The 18,349-nt window shown below is 32.2% G+C and carries 18 protein-coding genes; 10 read left to right on the top strand and 8 right to left on the bottom strand.

Annotation, left to right across the window (positions count from 1 at the left end; all coding sequences use genetic code 11):
* The first annotated feature begins 55 nt into the window (after positions 1–55).
* Positions 56–796 (top strand): lysophospholipid acyltransferase family protein, encoded by a 741-nt coding sequence (locus tag AABM47_RS03315; protein ID WP_338409504.1) that lies wholly within the window; start codon positions 56–58, stop codon positions 794–796.
* A gap of 119 nt (positions 797–915) precedes the next feature.
* Here AABM47_RS03315 and recA read toward each other — a convergent pair whose 3' ends face one another.
* Positions 916–1,920 carry a recombinase RecA gene (gene recA / locus AABM47_RS03320; RefSeq protein WP_338409505.1) on the bottom strand — a complete coding sequence of 335 codons (1,005 nt, stop codon included), beginning with the start codon at positions 1,918–1,920 and terminating at the stop codon, positions 916–918.
* A gap of 170 nt (positions 1,921–2,090) precedes the next feature.
* On the opposite strand from recA, the gene AABM47_RS03325 reads away from it, so the two are divergent.
* The 7 genes from AABM47_RS03325 (at position 2,091) to AABM47_RS03355 (ending at position 9,443) form a co-directional block, all read left to right on the top strand.
* Positions 2,091–3,446 carry a rhodanese-related sulfurtransferase gene (locus AABM47_RS03325; protein ID WP_338409506.1) on the top strand — a complete coding sequence of 452 codons (1,356 nt, stop codon included), beginning with the start codon at positions 2,091–2,093 and terminating at the stop codon, positions 3,444–3,446.
* 171 nt (positions 3,447–3,617) lie between these two features.
* The gene (ricT, locus tag AABM47_RS03330) at positions 3,618–4,775 is read left to right on the top strand and encodes a regulatory iron-sulfur-containing complex subunit RicT (RefSeq protein ID WP_338409507.1); all 1,158 of its coding nucleotides are present in this window, start codon (positions 3,618–3,620) and stop codon (positions 4,773–4,775) included.
* Positions 4,756–5,241 carry a gliding motility lipoprotein GldH gene (locus tag AABM47_RS03335; RefSeq protein WP_338409508.1) on the top strand — a complete coding sequence of 162 codons (486 nt, stop codon included), beginning with the start codon at positions 4,756–4,758 and terminating at the stop codon, positions 5,239–5,241. Before ricT ends, AABM47_RS03335 begins: the two co-directional genes overlap by 20 nt.
* Positions 5,242–5,249: 8 nt before the next feature.
* A complete protein-coding gene (locus tag AABM47_RS03340) occupies positions 5,250–7,538 on the top strand; it encodes a transglycosylase domain-containing protein (RefSeq protein WP_338409509.1) in 2,289 nt (762 codons plus the stop codon).
* A 63-nt stretch (positions 7,539–7,601) separates the two neighbouring features.
* Positions 7,602–8,303 (top strand): CoA transferase subunit A, encoded by a 702-nt coding sequence (locus tag AABM47_RS03345; RefSeq protein WP_338409510.1) that lies wholly within the window; start codon positions 7,602–7,604, stop codon positions 8,301–8,303.
* 17 nt (positions 8,304–8,320) lie between these two features.
* The gene (locus AABM47_RS03350; RefSeq protein ID WP_338409511.1) at positions 8,321–8,776 is read left to right on the top strand and encodes a GNAT family N-acetyltransferase; all 456 of its coding nucleotides are present in this window, start codon (positions 8,321–8,323) and stop codon (positions 8,774–8,776) included.
* Between the two features lie 10 nt (positions 8,777–8,786).
* A complete protein-coding gene (locus tag AABM47_RS03355; protein WP_338409512.1) occupies positions 8,787–9,443 on the top strand; it encodes a 3-oxoacid CoA-transferase subunit B in 657 nt (218 codons plus the stop codon).
* A 116-nt stretch (positions 9,444–9,559) separates the two neighbouring features.
* Here AABM47_RS03355 and AABM47_RS03360 read toward each other — a convergent pair whose 3' ends face one another.
* The 5 genes from AABM47_RS03360 to AABM47_RS03380 form a co-directional block, all read right to left on the bottom strand.
* Positions 9,560–9,952, bottom strand: coding sequence for a hypothetical protein (locus AABM47_RS03360; RefSeq protein WP_338409513.1), 393 nt, complete (start codon positions 9,950–9,952; stop codon positions 9,560–9,562).
* Between the two features lie 15 nt (positions 9,953–9,967).
* The gene (locus AABM47_RS03365; RefSeq protein WP_338409514.1) at positions 9,968–11,407 is read right to left on the bottom strand and encodes a nucleoside recognition domain-containing protein; all 1,440 of its coding nucleotides are present in this window, start codon (positions 11,405–11,407) and stop codon (positions 9,968–9,970) included.
* A 114-nt stretch (positions 11,408–11,521) separates the two neighbouring features.
* On the bottom strand, positions 11,522–12,235 hold the full coding sequence (locus AABM47_RS03370; RefSeq protein ID WP_338409515.1) for a 3'-5' exonuclease: 714 nt from the start codon (positions 12,233–12,235) through the stop codon (positions 11,522–11,524).
* A gap of 12 nt (positions 12,236–12,247) precedes the next feature.
* Entirely contained in the window at positions 12,248–13,411 is a 1,164-nt protein-coding gene (locus tag AABM47_RS03375) for a serine hydrolase (RefSeq protein ID WP_338409516.1), read from the bottom strand.
* Between the two features lie 311 nt (positions 13,412–13,722).
* On the bottom strand, positions 13,723–14,175 hold the full coding sequence (locus AABM47_RS03380; RefSeq protein WP_338409517.1) for a DUF1573 domain-containing protein: 453 nt from the start codon (positions 14,173–14,175) through the stop codon (positions 13,723–13,725).
* 168 nt (positions 14,176–14,343) lie between these two features.
* Between AABM47_RS03380 and AABM47_RS03385 the strand changes: the two genes are divergently transcribed.
* Both AABM47_RS03385 and AABM47_RS03390 read left to right on the top strand, forming a co-directional pair.
* A complete protein-coding gene (locus AABM47_RS03385; RefSeq protein WP_338409518.1) occupies positions 14,344–15,594 on the top strand; it encodes a HAMP domain-containing sensor histidine kinase in 1,251 nt (416 codons plus the stop codon).
* The gene (locus tag AABM47_RS03390) at positions 15,587–16,270 is read left to right on the top strand and encodes a response regulator transcription factor (RefSeq protein WP_338409519.1); all 684 of its coding nucleotides are present in this window, start codon (positions 15,587–15,589) and stop codon (positions 16,268–16,270) included. The genes AABM47_RS03385 and AABM47_RS03390 overlap by 8 nt, the downstream gene beginning before the upstream one ends.
* A gap of 46 nt (positions 16,271–16,316) precedes the next feature.
* Here the strand turns inward: AABM47_RS03390 and hemB are convergent, their stop codons facing one another.
* Positions 16,317–17,306: a porphobilinogen synthase gene (gene hemB / locus AABM47_RS03395; protein WP_338409520.1), complete on the bottom strand. Its 990-nt coding sequence runs from the start codon at positions 17,304–17,306 to the stop codon at positions 16,317–16,319.
* Between the two features lie 73 nt (positions 17,307–17,379).
* The gene (gene hemF / locus AABM47_RS03400; protein WP_338409521.1) at positions 17,380–18,300 is read right to left on the bottom strand and encodes an oxygen-dependent coproporphyrinogen oxidase; all 921 of its coding nucleotides are present in this window, start codon (positions 18,298–18,300) and stop codon (positions 17,380–17,382) included.
* Positions 18,301–18,349: the final 49 nt, after the last annotated feature.

Here is an 18,349-nt window from a genome sequence, read left to right on the forward strand (position 1 = left end):
CTTTTGAAACGATTATAGATAAGCCGAAATCATGGGTTTATAAAACAAATAATAAATGAAAATTTTTAAAATAATGTTTTGGGTGCTTTGGCGCACTTGGTTTTATGTGCTGGTTTTAATACCTATTATTGTAATGTTTCCGTTTTTATTTCTTACAATATTAAGCAAAAAAACCTATCCACAATTTTTTTGGTTAGCCCGTAAATGGTCAAAAATCATAGTTTTTGGAATGGGTTTTTATTATAAAATAGACCAGGATCAAGAGTTTGAAAAAGGGAAAAGTTATATTTTAGTTTCTAATCATACTTCTATGCTTGACATTATGTTGATGTTTGCTATAGTAAAAGACAATCCGTTTGTGTTTGTTGGTAAGGCCGAATTGTCTAAAATACCTGTTTTAGGTTTCTTCTATAAAAGAACTTGTATTTTAGTTGATAGAAGTAATGGCAAAAGCCGTTATAAGGTTTTTGAAAGTGCTCAAAAAAAAATCAATCAAGGCTTAAGTATTTGTATTTTTCCAGAAGGAGGTGTTCCTCACGAAAGTATTTTTTTAGATACATTTAAAGACGGAGCTTTTCGTTTAGCCATTGAGCATCATTTAGCTATTGTACCCATTACTTTCCCTGATAATAAAAAACGATTTTCTTATACTTTTTTGAGCGGAAGCATGGGCAAGATAAGAATAAAAATACATCCTTTTGTAGAAACTAAAGATTTAAAATTAGATAAAAAACTAGACTTAAGAGAACAAGTTCGTAATACTATTTTAAACCAATTGGAATTATTTAACACATAGCAACATGCATCATTTAAACGTCATGATGTTGTAGTAACTATAAAACCCTTTAAGCAGAAAGTTCTATTGTTGTTAAAACAAATGCTAAAAAAATCACGCTCAAAGCGTGATTTTTTTAATTAAGCTTTTTTTTCAGCTAAATATTCTTTTATTTTTTGTTCCAATTCATCCATCAAATCAGGATTATCTTTGATTAAAAGTTTTACAGCATCTCTGCCTTGTCCTAGTTTTGTTTCACCGTAACTAAACCAAGAACCACTTTTCTTAACGATTTCATATTCTACCGCAAAATCTAAGATTTCACCTACTTTAGAAATTCCTTCACCATACATAATATCAAATTCAGCAGTTCTAAAAGGTGGAGCAACTTTGTTTTTAACAACCTTAACTTTTGTTCTGTTTCCTATTACCTGATCGCCATCTTTAATTTGAGTAGAACGTCTAATGTCAATTCTTACAGAAGCATAAAACTTAAGTGCATTACCACCAGTTGTCGTTTCTGGGCTACCAAACATAACGCCAATTTTATCCCTTAACTGATTGATAAAAAACACGGTACAGTTTGTTTTATGAATAGTTCCTGTTAATTTTCGTAAAGCTTGTGACATTAAACGGGCGTGTAATCCCATTTTAGAATCACCCATGTCACCTTCAATTTCACTTTTTGGTGTTAAAGCAGCTACAGAGTCAATAACCACAATGTCAATAGCACCTGATCGAATTAAATTCTCAGCAATTTCTAAAGCCTGCTCTCCATTATCGGGTTGCGATATAATTAAATTATCAATATCAACGCCTAATTTTTCTGCATAAAAACGGTCAAAAGCATGTTCAGCATCAATAAAAGCAGCTATTCCTCCTGCTTTTTGAGCTTCAGCAATTGCATGTAAAGTTAAAGTAGTTTTACCTGACGACTCTGGTCCATACACTTCAATAACCCTTCCTCTTGGGTATCCATTTACACCTAAAGCAATATCAATTCCTAATGATCCAGACGATATAGATTCAATTTCAACAACGGCTGCATCTCCTAATTTCATTACGGTTCCTTTTCCGTAGGTTTTGTCTAATTTATCTAGTGTAAGTTGTAAGGCTTTTAATTTGGCTTCTTTATCTGAACTCATAATTGCATTTATTTTATGTAAAAATAACGCTTTTTTTTTGTGTGCCAAAAATTGTTAATATATTTTATTTAATATTCAATAAATGCTTTTTCAAACCATTTATTTACCTTTGCAATATAATCCTTCCATTTAGGGTTTATTTTTTTATTTTTCACTTAAATGTTTATAGCATGCAACTGTACAACACCTTAAGCGCAGAAGAAAGAGCTCAGCTAATTGACGAATCAGGAAAAAAGCGTCTTACTTTATCTTTCTATGCGTATGCCAAAATTGATGACCCTAAACAATTTCGCGATAATTTATTTTTAGCTTGGAACATACTCGATGCTCTAGGCAGAATATATGTAGCTCAAGAAGGTATTAACGCTCAAATGAGTATTCCCGAAGATAATTTTGAAGCTTTTAAAAATACACTTGAAGTTTATGATTTTATGAAAGAGATTAGGCTTAATGAAGCCATCGATCAAGACAATCATTCTTTTTTAAAGCTAACCATTAAAGTACGTCATAAAATTGTAGCTGACGGTTTAAACGATGACACTTTTGACGTAACCAACAAAGGAATTCATTTAAAAGCTGATGAATTTAATCAAATATTAGACGACCCAAACACCATAGTAGTAGATTTTAGAAATCATTATGAAAGTGAAGTGGGTCGTTTTAAAGGAGCAATAACTCCAGATGTAGAAACATTTAGAGAAAGCTTACCTATTATTAACGAACAATTAAAAGACTTTAAAGAAGATAAAAACCTTGTAATGTATTGCACAGGCGGTATTCGTTGCGAAAAAGCTAGTGCCTATTTTAAACATCAGGGCTTTAAAAACGTATTTCAACTAGAAGGCGGAATCATTCAATATGCCAAACAAATCAAAGAAGAAAATTTGGAAAGTAAATTTCTTGGAAAAAATTTCGTTTTTGATAATCGTTTAGGAGAAAGAATAACAGAAGATATTCTTTCACAATGCCACCAATGTGGTAAGCCTTGCGACAACCACACCAATTGTTTTAACGATGGATGTCATTTATTATTTATTCAATGCGCCAATTGTAAATCTGCTATGGAAAATTGTTGTTCTATAGAATGTTTAGAAACAATGCATTTGCCTTTAGCAGAACAAGTAAAATTGCGCCTTGGAAAACAGGTAGGTAATAAAGTGTTTCGAAAAGGGAAATCAGAAAATTTAGTATTCAAAAATTCTGGAAATTTGGGATACGTTTCATTGGCAATAGCTAGTAAAACCAAAAACATTCAAGAAAAAATAAAAGTTAAAAAAGTACTTTTAGGCAAAGCAGAACATTATTACTCCAAGGCCCAAGTAGCATTATTTAGCATAGAAAAAAATCAATTGAAACTTGGAGACACCATATTGATTATGGGGCCTACAACAGGAAGTAAAGAACTGGTAGTTACTAAAATGTTTGTAAACGGAAATGAGGCTAACGAAGCTAATTCGGGAGACAAAACAACCTTTAAAGTGCCATTTAGAATTCGATTGTCAGATAAATTATTTAAAATTATATAGTAAAAAAATAAAATTATTATAAACGTAAAGCCTGCATAATTTAATTTTTGCAGGCTTTCTCATTTTTATACCTTGAATAAAACATAAAAATTATACTATCTTTACACTCAAAACGTTTTATAAGTAACCTAGTTTCAATTTTTTTTGAAACGACCTATATATAATCAAATTATGGCATGTACAAACTGTTCCACGGGCGCCAAAGACGGCACACCTAGAGGATGTAAAAATAATGGGACTTGTGGCACCGATAGCTGCAATAAATTAACGGTTTTTGATTGGTTGTCAAACATGGCTTTGCCAGGAGGACAAGAGCCTTTTAGCGCTGTTGAAATACGTTTTAAAAACGGCAGAAAAGAGTTTTTTAGAAACACAGAAAAACTAACACTTTCAATTGGCGATGTGGTTGCTACAGAAGCTTCACCTGGTCATGACATTGGTATTATTTCACTTACAGGAGAATTAGTAAAAGTTCAAATGAAGAAAAAAAGTGAAAATCCTGATGGTGATTTGGCAAAAATATATCGAAAAGCAACTCAAAAAGACATTGATATTTGGTCTGACTGTCGTGAAAAAGAAGAAAAAATAAAAGTAAAAGCCCGAGAATTAGCCATAAGTTTAAAGTTAGAAATGAAAATTTCTGACATTGAATTTCAAGGAGATGGATCAAAAGCAACGTTTTATTATACGGCAAATGATCGTATAGATTTTAGACAATTAATTAAAGATTTTGCTCGCGAATTTAGCATCCGAATCGAAATGAAACAAGTAGGTTTTCGTCAAGAAGCATCACGTCTTGGAGGAATAGGGTCATGCGGAAGAGAATTGTGTTGCTCAACTTGGCTAACCGATTTTAGAAGTGTAAACACATCAGCAGCTCGTTATCAACAATTATCGTTAAACCCACAAAAATTAGCAGGACAATGTGGAAAATTAAAATGTTGTTTAAATTTTGAACTAGACACTTATTTAGATGCATTAAAGCATATTCCAGATATGGAAACTAAATTATATACCGAAAAAGGCGATGCTTTTTGTCAAAAAATAGACATTTTTAAAGAATTAATGTGGTTTTCTTATGCAAATAATTCTGCTCACTGGCATGTATTACCTGTATCTCAAGTAAAAGAAATATTAGAAATAAACAGTAAAAAAGAACGAGCTACTTCATTAGAAGATTATGTAATAGAAGTTGTTCCCTTGGTTGAAAAAACATATCAAAATGTTGTAGGACAAGACAGTTTAACTCGTTTTGACCAACCCAAAAACAAGAATAACAATAAAAAAAGAAATTTTAAAAAGAAGCCCAATGAACCAAAAGGCCAATAAACTAATTCTTTTATTTTTTATAGTTTTATTTAGCTCATGCGATGACACACGGTTTTTTGATGATTATGTTTCATTAGATGGAAAATGGACAAATGCAGATATCATAGAATTTTCTTTTGAACAAAAAGACACCATCAATCTGTATAACATGTTTATCAATGTTAGAAACAATAACGATTACCCATTTAATAATTTATTTGTAATTGTAAAACTAGATCAGCCTAATGATGAAGTTAAAGTGGATACTTTAGAGTATTTGATGGCAAATCCAGACGGAACGTTATTGGGCAAAGGAATAGCCGCTACAAAAAGCAATAAACTTTGGTATAAAGAAAATTTTAAATTTCAAAAATCAGGCAAATATTCTTTTTCTATTGAACAAGCCAACCGTGAAAACGGAAAAACTAATGGCATTGATACTTTAGATGGTATAACAGAAATCGGTTTTAGAATTGAAAAAAAATAATTTAGAATATGGCAAATGCAAAGCAATCACCTAAAGAAGATTTTTCTGGATACATAAAAAAGTTTTGGACGTTATTTTTTTATGGGATCATAGCCATTATAGCATTTTTCTTTTTGGCTATTTGGGGTTTTTTTGGTGAAATGCCCACATTTGACGAATTAGAAAATCCAAATTCTAATACGGCTTCAGAAATCATTTCATCTGATGGCAAAACTATTGGAAAATTTGCCTATCAAAACAGGGTTCCTGTTAAGTTTAAAGACTTGCCATTAGATCTAGTAAACGCACTTGTAGATACAGAAGACGAACGGTTTTATGAACACGCAGGAATTGATGTAAGAGGCTTATTAAGAGCCGTTGTAAAATTAGGTCAAGACGGAGGGGCCAGCACCATTACCCAGCAACTCGCAAAAAACTTATTTCACGGAAGCGATGGTTCAAAAAATATTGTAGTCCGAATTGTTCAAAAAGTAAAAGAATGGATTATTGCAATAAAATTAGAACGTCAATACACCAAGCAAGAAATAATAGCCATGTACCTCAATCAAGTAGATTTTGTGAACAATGCTATTGGAATTTCATCAGCTTCATCCATTTATTTCAATAAAAAGCCAAAAGAATTAACAACAAAAGAAAGCGCTGTTTTAGTAGGAATGCTTACCAATCCATCACGTTTTAATCCCAATAGATTTAAAGAAAGAGCAACCATAAGAAGAAATGTTGTTTTAGGGCAAATGGTTCGAAACAAACACCTTAGCCAAGAAAAATTTAACGATCTAAAGAACATGCCAATTGAGTTAGATTTTAAACTTGAAAATCACAACGACGGAATTGCTACTTATTTTAGAGAATATTTGCGCGATTATTTGAAAAAATGGACAAAAGAAAACCCAAAGCCAGACGGTACAACTTATGACATCCATAAAGATGGTTTGAAAATTTATACAACCATAGATTCTAAAATGCAAAAATATGCAGAAGAGGCCGTACAAGAACATTTAAAAAACCTGCAAAAGAAATTTTTTGAACTTGCAAAAGGAAAGAAAAACGCTCCTTTTGTTTATCTCAATGATGAAGAAACTAATAGCATCATAAAGCGTGCAATGAAAAATTCGGAACGTTGGAGGTTATTAAAAAACGCAAACAAATCAGAAGATGAAATATTAAAATCTTTTGATATTAAAACAAAAATGAAAGTTTTTACATGGAATGGTGAGCGCGATACGATCATGACACCTCGTGACTCTATTATTTATTATAAGCATTTTATTCAGTCGGGCTTAATGGCAATGGAGCCTCAAACTGGTTTTGTTAAAGCTTGGGTTGGGGGTATAAATCAAAAATATTTTCAATATGATCATGTAGGTGTTGGCGCAAGACAAGTGGGCTCTACATTTAAGCCTTTTGTATATGCAACGGCTATTAATGAATTAGGCATGTCGCCTTGTGATTCTATAATAGACGCCCCTTATACTATAAAAACAGGCCGTTGGGGCATGCTTACGCCATGGACACCAAACAACTCTGACGGAAAACACAAAGGATTAATAAATTTAAAAACAGCTTTAGCAAATTCTGTGAATACAATTTCTGCCAAATTAATGGATAGGGTTGGCCCAGATGCCGTAATAAATTTAGTTCATAAATTAGGGGTTTCATCAAATATTCCGTCAAGACCTGCAATTGCTCTTGGTGCGGTAGAAATTACAGTTGAAGAAATGGTGGCCGCCATGAGTACATTTGTAAACGAAGGACAATATATAAAACCCGAAATAGTAATGCGTATTGAGGATAAAAACGGAGTCGTTATTTATCAATCTATACCTGTAACAAGAGACGTTGTGAATAAAGATGTAGCTTATGCTGTTATTAAATTAATGACAGGAGTTGTTGAGTCGGGAACAGGACGAAGATTGCGTTTTGGAGGTTCATCAGGGATTGCTAGTTATAAATATGCTTTTACAAACGAAATAGCAGGTAAAACAGGTACAACACAAAATAATGCAGATGGATGGTTTATGGGTATGGTACCTAATTTAGCCTGTGGTATTTGGTCTGGAAATGAAGATCGTTCAGCCCATTTTAGAAACACAGCTTATGGGCAAGGTGCTACCATGTCATTACCTATTTGGGGTATTTTTATGGATAAATGTTATAACGATAAATCATTAAACATCTCTAAAGAAAATTTCCCTAGACCAGAAAACATGTCTATTAAAGTAGATTGTGGATCACCAAAAAAAGAAATAGACTCCACGGAAGCTCTTGTTCCCGATATAGGAGATTTAGAATTTTAAATTTACAAAACACCTTTTTTTAAAGGTGTTTTTTTTATATATTTATCTAAATTTATAAGAACAATGATTAACAGAAAAGTAAATAATGTAGACGAAGCTTTACAAGGAATACAAGACAACATGACACTAATGTTAGGTGGTTTTGGGCTTTGTGGTATCCCAGAAAACAGCATTGCTAAGTTAGTAGAAATGAATGTTTCAGGCTTAACCTGTATTTCAAATAACGCAGGGGTAGATGATTTTGGATTGGGATTATTGCTGCAAAAAAGGCAAATTAAAAAAATGATATCTTCTTATGTAGGAGAAAACGCCGAATTTGAACGTCAAATGCTCTCAGGAGAATTAGACGTAGAATTAACACCACAAGGCACTTTAGCCGAAAAATGTAGAGCTGCTCAGGCCGGTATACCTGCCTTTTTTACTCCAGCAGGATACGGAACAGAAGTAGCCGAAGGAAAAGAAACACGTGAATTTAACGGGAAAATGCATGTAATGGAATTGGCTTATAAAGCTGATTTTGCTATTGTAAAAGCATGGAAAGGTGACGAAGCCGGAAACTTAATTTTTAAAGGAACGGCCCGAAACTTTAATGCGTGTATGGCTGGTGCAGCAAAAATAACAATTGCTGAGGTAGAAGAATTAGTGCCTGCAGGAATGCTCGATCCTAATCAGATACATATTCCAGGAATCATGGTAAATCGTATTTTTCAAGGCAATAATTTTGAAAAACGCATTGAGCAAAGAACGGTTAGAGTTAGAATATAAAATTTTCAATTATAGAAATGACAAAAATAGTTACATATAATAAAGAATACGCCCAAGCTTTTAAAGCATTAAACATGGCTTGGTTAGAAAAACATTTTAGACCAGAGCCTTATGACATTGAGGTTTTATCAAATCCAGAAAAGCACATTATTAACAAAGGAGGCGATATTTATTTTGTACTAGAAAACAACATACCTTTAGGAACAGTAGCTCTTATGTATAACGAACATAACGAGCTCGAATTTACAAAAATGGCAGTTCACGAATTAGCACAAGGTAAAGGATATGGCAATTTATTGATGCAATGTTGTATAGAAAACGCTAAAAAAATGGATGCTAAAGAGTTAATTTTATATTCTAATACCAAGTTAAAACCAGCCATACAATTGTACCTTAAATCAGGCTTTGTAGAAATTCCAGTTAAAAATTCAGATTACGAAAGATGCAATATAAAAATGGTATTAAAACTTTAAATACAAAACCATGTTAACAAAACAAGATATAGCAAAACGCATTGCAAAAGAGGTTCAAGACGGATATTATGTAAATCTAGGTATTGGTATTCCTACATTGGTAGCCAACTTTGTTAGAACAGATATTTCGGTTGAATTTCAAAGCGAAAATGGCGTTATGGGTATGGGTCCTTTTCCATTTGAAGGAGAAGAAGACGCTGATGTAATCAATGCCGGAAAACAAACCATAACTACTTTACCTGGCGCAAGTTTCTTTGATTCGGCATTTAGCTTTGGCATGATACGCAGTCAAAAAGTAGATTTAACCATTTTAGGTGCTATGGAAGTTTCAGAAAATGGAGACATTGCCAATTGGAAAATCCCAGGTAAAATGGTTAAAGGGATGGGAGGAGCTATGGATTTAGTTGCTTCTGCAGAAAACATTATTGTAGCCATGATGCACGTTAACAGGGCGGGTGAGTCTAAGTTATTAAAAAAATGCTCTCTTCCTTTAACAGGAGTTGGCTGTGTTAAAAAAATTGTTACCGAATTAGCCGTTATTGAAGTAAGCCCTAAGGGTTTTAAATTGCTCGAAAGAGCGCCAGGAGTTTCTGTTGAAGACATTATAAAAGCAACCGAAGGCACTCTAATTATTGATGGCGAAATACCAGAAATGACATTAAACTAGAACGTTATAAATTGGCTCGGGCTATTTGTTGTAATGTTTCGTTTTTTTATTAAAAAAAAACGCTTAGCATTTCAATACCATAATGCTAAACTAAGAAAAACAAAGCCTTTTTAAGTTTATTTATTATTCATAAATTCTAATAAAACGATATTGGCATTCCCAAATGTAGGATGTTGATCAGTTAAGGTAACGATTTTCTTTTTATTCATTTTATACATCAAGTCAAACTCTGTAGTAAACAGGATCACAGACAAAAACGGATTAAACAAAAAAGGAACTAATCGATCATAAGCGCTGTCAACTGAATGTATTTCAAACAATTCTTCTTGCTGAAATCTAAATTTTAATTCTAATTTTAGCTTATCTTCTTCAATTACAAGGCGTATGTAAATGTTTTTCAATTCAGTATTACCTATAGTTTTTGCAAAGGTTAACTTGGCAAAAGTTCCATCAGTAAGACTGTCTTTAAATTTTGAATAAAAATCGGGAAAAGTGTCTGTAAAAGGCATAATTATTATTTTATTTTAAAAAAACCAACTTGCCACAAATATAGCGGTTATTACACAAATTAAGTCTACTAAAAGCATTGTTCCTAATGTATATCGTGTGTTTTTCATGTTTATGCTACCAAAATAAACGGCAATTACATAAAAAGTAGTTTCGGCACTACATTGAAAAATACTACTCAATCGTCCGGTTAATGAGTCTGGACCAAAAGTTTTCATGGCATCAATCATAAATCCACGAGATCCTCCCGAACTAAAAGGCCTTAAAATTGCCACAGGAAGCGAATCCGTTATTTCTTTACTAACCCCAATATTAGAAGCTATAAACGAAATACCATTGGCAATAAGATCAAATAAGCCACTATTTCTAAACATAGAAATGGCTACCAGCATGGCTAAAACATAAGGAAAAATAGTTACTCCCGTTTTTAACCCGTTGTTTGCCCCTACGACAAATGAATCAAAAATAGTAGTTTTTAAAGCCGTAAATTTTGTTTCGTTTAGGAATGAAAAAACCAGTGTAAAACCAATAATTGCAACCAACATTAGCCCAGAAAGATTAGAGGTAAAGAAGTTTTTTTCTACCAAATCTAATCTGTTTATGTAAAACAAAAGCCCTACAATTGCACTTATCAAAACCATTAAGGTAACAACTAAAGAAGCACTTTTAAAATTTATTTTTTGACGAATACCCACAATAATAAAAGCGGCAAGTGTGCCCACAAAAGATGTAATAATACAGGGCAACATTACATCTGCTGGATTGGCTGCGTTTTCGGCAGCTCTATATCCAATAATGGAAGTTGGAATTAATGTTAAACCAGCAGCGTGCAAACACATAAACATAATTTGGGCGTCACTCGCTTTGTCCTTATCAGGATTTATTTCTTGTAAACTTTGCATGGCTTTAAGACCAAAGGGCGTAGCGGCTGAATCTAACCCTAGAAAATTAGCGGCAAAATTTAAAGTCATATAAGAAATGGACTCATGATTTTTTGGAACAGAAGGAAATATTTTAGAAAAAACGGGACTTAATTTTTTGGCTAATTTTTCTGAAGCTCCTGAATCTATTAGCAATTGCATCAAACCGCAAAAGAAGGCTAAATACGCTATCAACGGGATAATTAAATCTACTAAACTGCTTTTGGCGGTAGACAACAACCCATCTGACTTTTGAAGGCCGCTGTATATTTTTACGGTTTTGTTTTTATAAACATAGGTGGTGTCAGGATCTGAAGTAATAATATTTACAATATAGGTTTTGTCTTCAGATTTTTCAATACTGTCTTTTATGAATAACGGAATTTCGTTCAAGAATTTTTCTGAAATTAATACAGGGTCATCTTTTTTTCCATTCAATAAAAAATCAATAGTGTATGAGTTTCCAGAAAACAAACTGATTACAACAAAAGCTATTGAAGAAATAAAAATGGCCAACCAAAACCTGCTTAATACCATAATAATTTTTTTGTAAATATACTAAATCAATGGCAACTACAATAATAAAGATAAAAATCAATAGCAACGTTAACGATCACTTAAAGATGCAAATTTAGTATTGAAATTTATAGGTTAAACATGTAAAATTTCATTGTCAACTAATAAATCCTCTCTGCGCATTTTTAAAAATACCTGAGCTACAGCTATTACATCTTTTTCACAATAGGTTACAATTCGATCAATATTTTTTTCTTTATAAAATACCCGAGCCACTTCGCTCCCGTCTATATCATTTTTTGGTGAGGGTATGCCTAAAATTTTTGTTAGTAATTTTAAAGAAGTATAGTGTTTATAATCTCCAAATTTCCATAATTCTAAAGTGTCTAAATGTGGAACTTCCCATGGTTTTTTGCCAAATAAATTTATTTTTCCTGGCAATGCAATTCCATTTATAATCATTCTTCGGGCAATAAATGGAATGTCAAATTCTTTGATATTATGACCACACAAAAGATGAGTAGTTAAATGAAAATTTTCATTCAATAAATTAGAAAAATCTTTTAAAATCTTCTTCTCTTCACCAAAAAACGAAGTCACTCTAAAGTTACGAATATCGCTTTTATTGTGAAAAAAACCAACGGAGATGCATATGATTTTTCCAAATTCGGCCCATATACCAGCACGGTCATAAAAATCTTCGGCAGACACATCTTCTTTTCGTTGGTATTGCGTTTTTTGTTCCCAAAGCTTTTTAGTTTCATCATCAATATCATTAAAATGCGCTTCTAACGGAACTGTTTCAATATCTAAGAATAAAATATTGTTGAGGTTAATTTTTTCAATCATAATCTTTAAAATTTATTTTTTTTCCTCTTTTTCTAACATTTTATAGGCTTCTTCCACATAGGTGTACAAATCATTACTATGTGGATCAGTTGCGGTTTGAACTCCTTTTAAATGTCCTAAACGCACAATAATCAAATCATCTTCAGGAATTACAATTACAAATTGCCCTAAATGTCCTCTCATATAAAATAAATCTTTTCCGCCAATAGAATGCATCCACCACCCGTACCCATATTCGGGACTATTTTTAAATCTTGGGGTAATGCATTTCTTTACAAAACTTGAATCAAGAATTTGTTGCCCATTCCACATTCCATTTTGTTTGTAGAGTTTGCCAAAACGCGCAAAATCACGAGCATTAGACGCAATACAACAATAGGCCTTTTCAATACCGTCTGGCTTATGATCTAGTTGCCACAGCGCTTCATTTTCGGACCCCATGGGCTCCCAAAAGTTGTTGGAAATATAATTTGACAGGTATTCACCCGTTGCTTTTTCAATACACATCGCTAAAAGCTGAGTAGCACCGCTTAAGTATTTAAAAGATTGACCAGGTTTTTCGTTGATCTCTAATCCCAGAATAATATTTTTTAAATCATCGTCAAAATAAGCACGTGTTACAATAGACAAAGGGCTGTAATATTCTTCTTCCCAATTTAGACCTGAGGCCATAGAGGCTAAATCACCAACGGTTACCTCTTGTGCAAATTTGCCTTTTAGCTCAGGATAAAAAGTGTTTATTTTTTGGTCTAAACTTATTATTTTACCTTGCATTATGGCTTTTCCTAAAGCAGCAGTAACAACACTTTTTGCCATGGAAAACGAATTAGATTTAGAATCTTTATCATAACCATCAAAATAACTTTCATGCCAAAGACTGTCATTTTTGATGATTAAAAAAGCAACAGTTTTAAGTTCTTTGTGGATTTTTGCTAACGCAGGAGTGGCTTTAATCAAATTATAATCGGATGCAATTGGCCAAGGTTGAGCGGTTCCTTTTTTGATTGTTCTATTTGGAAAATGAGTATAATCTTCTAAAAAAGCAGTTGTATGTCCTCTAAAATAAATTGTTCTAACCGCACGCAGCAAATAATCAACATCAAAAATATACATTAAAACAATGATACTAGTTAAAACAACAGCAAGCCACTTGAAGAATTTTAAAAGAAATTTCATGTATAAATTTGTTTCCTACGAATTTAATAAAATTTCTGTTATAAAATAAATTTAACAAAACAGAATATAAAATAATTTTTGTTGTTTAACAAGGTTTTCATGTTCAAAAACTATTTTTTTTAAAACACAACTGTACAAATGATTATTTATATATACGAACCAATGCCACTATAGCAGGTAGTCACAATCCACAGGTAATTTTAAGAGGTATTTCATTAATTGTGGTTTCATAATATGTATAAAACAAAAAACCACCAGTTAAACTGATGGTTTTTTACTTTTCAAAAGATGAATAATAAAAAGTTGTTGTATTATTTAGTTGAAATTGTTTTAACGTCTTCTACAACAGCAGGAGCGTCAACTTTCCCTTTTATGGTTAATGATTTTGGCACAGATGTATCACTAGTTGTTACTGTGATTGATTTAGTAAAAGCCCCAGGACTTGCAGCATTATAAGTTGCAGCTACCATTCCTTTTTCTCCTGGCTTAATAGGTGTTTTTGTATAATTAGCTGCGGTACAACCACAAGAAGGTCTTACGTTTGTAACTAAAATAGTTTCTTTTGTTGTGTTTGTAAACGTAAACTCATAAGTTGCGGGCTTTCCTTTTTCTAATGTTCCAAAATCATGAACAATTGTTCCCCATTCTATTAACGAAGGAGTTGAGTTTTGCTCAACGGCCGGAATTGTTTTAAATTCTGGACTTTGAGCGAATGTTAGTACAGAAATAAATAATGCAACAAATGATAAAGCTATTGTTTTCATAATATGTATACTTAAAGTTTATTTTAAATTTTACCTTTACAAATCTAATTTAATATTTAAAAATATTTGTTAATCACTTTTTAATGATTGTTAATGAGTTGTTAATGGTGGTTTTTATCCTAATTTTGTATCAATATAACTTCTATTATGAGATTAACTAGGTTTAACATGGTAATATTTATTGGGTTTCTTGCAATTATTGGCGTAATCATTATGCAATTATTACTTATAAATAAGGCGCTAAAGTTTGAAAAAAAAGAATTAGAAAGTAAGTTGTTTTTTGCGCTTCAAGATGTTGTGGAGCGAATTTATACCGATAATAAATCTAATTTAACGTTTAACAATCAAATTAAAAAAGTTTCAGACGGTTATTATATTGTAAATGTTGACGATGTTTTTGAAAATAAAATATTAGAACACTATTTAAAAATTGAATTTCAAAAGGTAAATGTCGATTTGGATTTTGAATACTCCATTTACAATTGTGGATCAGACAAAATGGTATATGGAAATTATGTGTCTTCAACAGGTAAAACATCTGACAAATGCGAAGATTGTTTTTCAACAAATAACGAAATGATTTATTATTTTGCCATTCGTTTTCCAGATATAAACAAAACGTTTTATGGCAATTTACAACAATATTGGATTTTTACATTCGTTTTATTTATGGTATTGATTATATATGTTTACTCTGTTTTTACCATGTTAAAACAAAAAAGATATACCGATTTGCAAAAAGATTTCATCAACAATATGACACATGAATTTAAAACGCCATTATCTTCTATATTAATTGCGTCCAATTTTGCAAATACTCAAAATGAAATAAAAGATAACCCAAAACTATCTAAATATATTCAAATTATAATCAATCAAAGTAATAAACTAAACGAACATATTGAAAAGATTTTATATGTTGCTAAAACAGATAGCAAGCAAATTGTACTCGAAAAAACATCAAATGATTTAAAAAACATTGTAGATTTAGTTATTGAAAATATTGAACTAAAGCATCAAAAGAAAATTAACTTTAAAAGTGAAATAAATCAAAATTATTTAATAAATGCAGACGATTTCCATTTTTATAATATTATTTACAACGTTTTAGATAACGCCATAAAATATGCAGGTAAAGAAACAGAAATTGTAATTAAAGCTATACAAGAAAAGCATAAATTAGCTATTATTTTTTCAGATAACGGGAGCGGAATACCTCAAGTAGATTTACCTTTTATTTTTGATAAATTCTATCGAGTAACGCGACAAGATAATAAAGACATCGAAGGTTTTGGGATAGGTCTTTCGTATGTAAAACGAATTTGTGATTTGCACAAATGGAAAGTATCTCTTATCAATAATTTAGACAAAGGAATTTCAGTTAAAATACTAATAAACAAAGAAGATTTTAATGGATAAAAAACGTATTTTATATGTAGAAGACGATGAAACTTTAGCTTTTTTAACGTCTGATAATTTAGAAATGCACTTTAATGTTGTGCACTGTAATAATGGCAAGGAAGCGTTTGATCTTTTTTGCAATGAAGCGTTTGACTTGTGCGTTCTTGACATCATGCTTCCAGATATGGATGGCTTTGAAATTGCGGCTCAAATTAGAAAACGAAATCAGGAAGTTCCAATTATGTTTTTGTCAGCAAAAACCTTAAAAGAAGACCGAATTAAAGGGCTAAGATTGGGTGCAGATGATTATTTAGTGAAGCCCTATTCTATTGAAGAATTGATTTTAAAAATTGAAATATTTTTACACAGAAGTCAAAAATCAGTAGAAAAATCAAAAAAAACGTATCAATTTGGTTCTTTTGATTTTGCTCCCGAAAACTACCTTCTTAAAAGCAGCGAAAAAAACATTACTTTAACCGAAAGGGAATCCGCTTTGTTGCAATTGTTTTTAGACAACCCCAATACGGTTTTAAAACGCGAAAAAATATTAACGGCCCTATGGGGAAACGATGATTATTTTATGGGAAGAAGTTTAGATGTTTTTATATCGCGTTTGCGAAAAATAATCAAAGAAGAAACCAATGTTAGAATTGAAAATATTCCAAGAGTTGGATTTAAACTGGTGCTTGAGTAAAAAAAAAGCGCGTAAGGTTTAAAAATAATGAGGCTTGAAAACCCCATTATTTTAATAGCCGAACCACATCTTTTGCAAAATAACTGGCAATTACATCTGCACCAGCACGTTTTATGGCTACAATTTGTTCCATCATAACAGCATCATGGTCTAGCCAGCCTCTTTCTGAAGCGGCTTTAATCATTGCATATTCTCCTGAGACTTGATATACCGCAACAGGAACTTCACTCATGTTTTTTATTTCTCTAACAATATCAAGATAGGCAATACCGGGCTTAACCATCACAATGTCAGCACCTTCTTCAATGTCCATTCGGGTTTCTCTAATGGCTTCTTTGCGGTTGTGGTAATCCATTTGATAGGTTTTTTTGTCTTTTGGAATGTCAATTAAATCTACGGGAGCAGAATCTAAAGCATCTCTAAAAGGGCCATAAAAAGCTGAAGCATATTTGGCACTATAACTCATAATTCCGGTATTGATAAAACCCTCGTTTTCTAAAACCTCTCTCATTTCTAAAATTCTACCGTCCATCATATCGCTAGGAGCCACAAAATTTGCACCTGCTTGTGCATGAGACAAAGCCATTTGAGCTAAAAATTTAGATGTAATATCATTTGCAATTTGCCCTTTTTCAACAATTCCATCATGACCGTATATAGAATAGGGATCAAGAGCCACATCGGTCATTACAATCATTTCGGGAACAGCATTTTTTATCACTTTAATGGCACGTTGCATCAAACCATTTGCGTTTAAAGCTTCGGTGCCTTTATTGTCTTTTAAGTTATCGGGAACTTTTACAAATACCAAAACGGATTGCAAACCCATTGCCCAAAGTTCCTTTACTTCTTTTTCTAAGAAGTCTAAACTGTATCGAAAGTAGTTAGGCATTGATGCAATTTCTGCTTTAATCCCTTTTCCCTCTACCACAAATAAAGGCACTAAAAAATCAGATGGTGTTATAATGGTCTCACGAACTAATGAACGAATAGTTTCATTTGTTCTTAATCGACGATTTCTTCTTAGTGGAAACATATTGTATATTTTAAATTTATAAATTAAAGGCTTATTTGGTCATAGAAAAAGGCAATCAAAAAGTTGCATTTGGTCAATCTGCAATCCAATTTATGGGATTTTCTAGTATTTTAATTAATTTTTCTTCTTCGCTACCTGTGTCAGGATGATGGTCATACACCCATTGTACTTTTGGGGGTAAACTCATTAGAATACTTTCAATTCTTCCGTTTGTTTTAAGTCCAAAAAGGGTTCCTTTATCATGTACCAAGTTAAATTCTACATAACGGCCTCTTCGTATCTCTTGCCAGGTTTTTTGTTGATCAGTATAGGTTAAATTTTTTCGTTTTTCAACTATAGGCAAATAAGCTTCTAAAAAGCTAGAACCAACTTCTGTAACAAAATTATACCAATCGTCCATTTTTACAGTTTCTGACTCTTTGCAATAATCAAAGAATAATCCGCCTATTCCACGAGCTTCATTTCTATGCGCGTTCCAGAAATAAGCATCGCATTGTTTTTTGTATTTTTCATAAAGGTTTTTTTCAATAACATCAGAATGTATGTCACAGGCTTTTTTACACGTTTGATGAAAATGAATAGCATCTTCTTCAAATAAGTAATATGGTGTTAAATCTTGACCGCCACCAAACCAACTGTTGATTACATTGCTTTTATCATCGTACATTTCAAAATACCTCCAATTGGCATGCACCGTTGGCACCATTGGACTTTTTGGATGAATTACTAAACTCAATCCACAAGCAAAAAAATCTGCTTCGCCTACATTAAAAAGGCTTTGCATCGAATCGGGTAATTTTCCGTGAACAGCAGATATGTTTACGCCAGCTTTTTCAAAAACAGAACCGCTTTCAATTAAGCGTGTTCTTCCGCCGCCACCTTCTGGTCGTTTCCAAATATCTTCACGAAATTTGGCATTTCCGTCCATTTCTTCTAAACCTTTGCAAATTTGGTCTTGTAGGTTTTGTATGTAGGCGTAAAATTTGTTTTTCATTATTCTAATTCTTTTTTGTTTTCCAAATAATCCGTAGCTTTTAACTGAT

This window comes from uncultured Flavobacterium sp. (assembly GCF_963925415.1).
Classification (GTDB): domain Bacteria; phylum Bacteroidota; class Bacteroidia; order Flavobacteriales; family Flavobacteriaceae; genus Flavobacterium.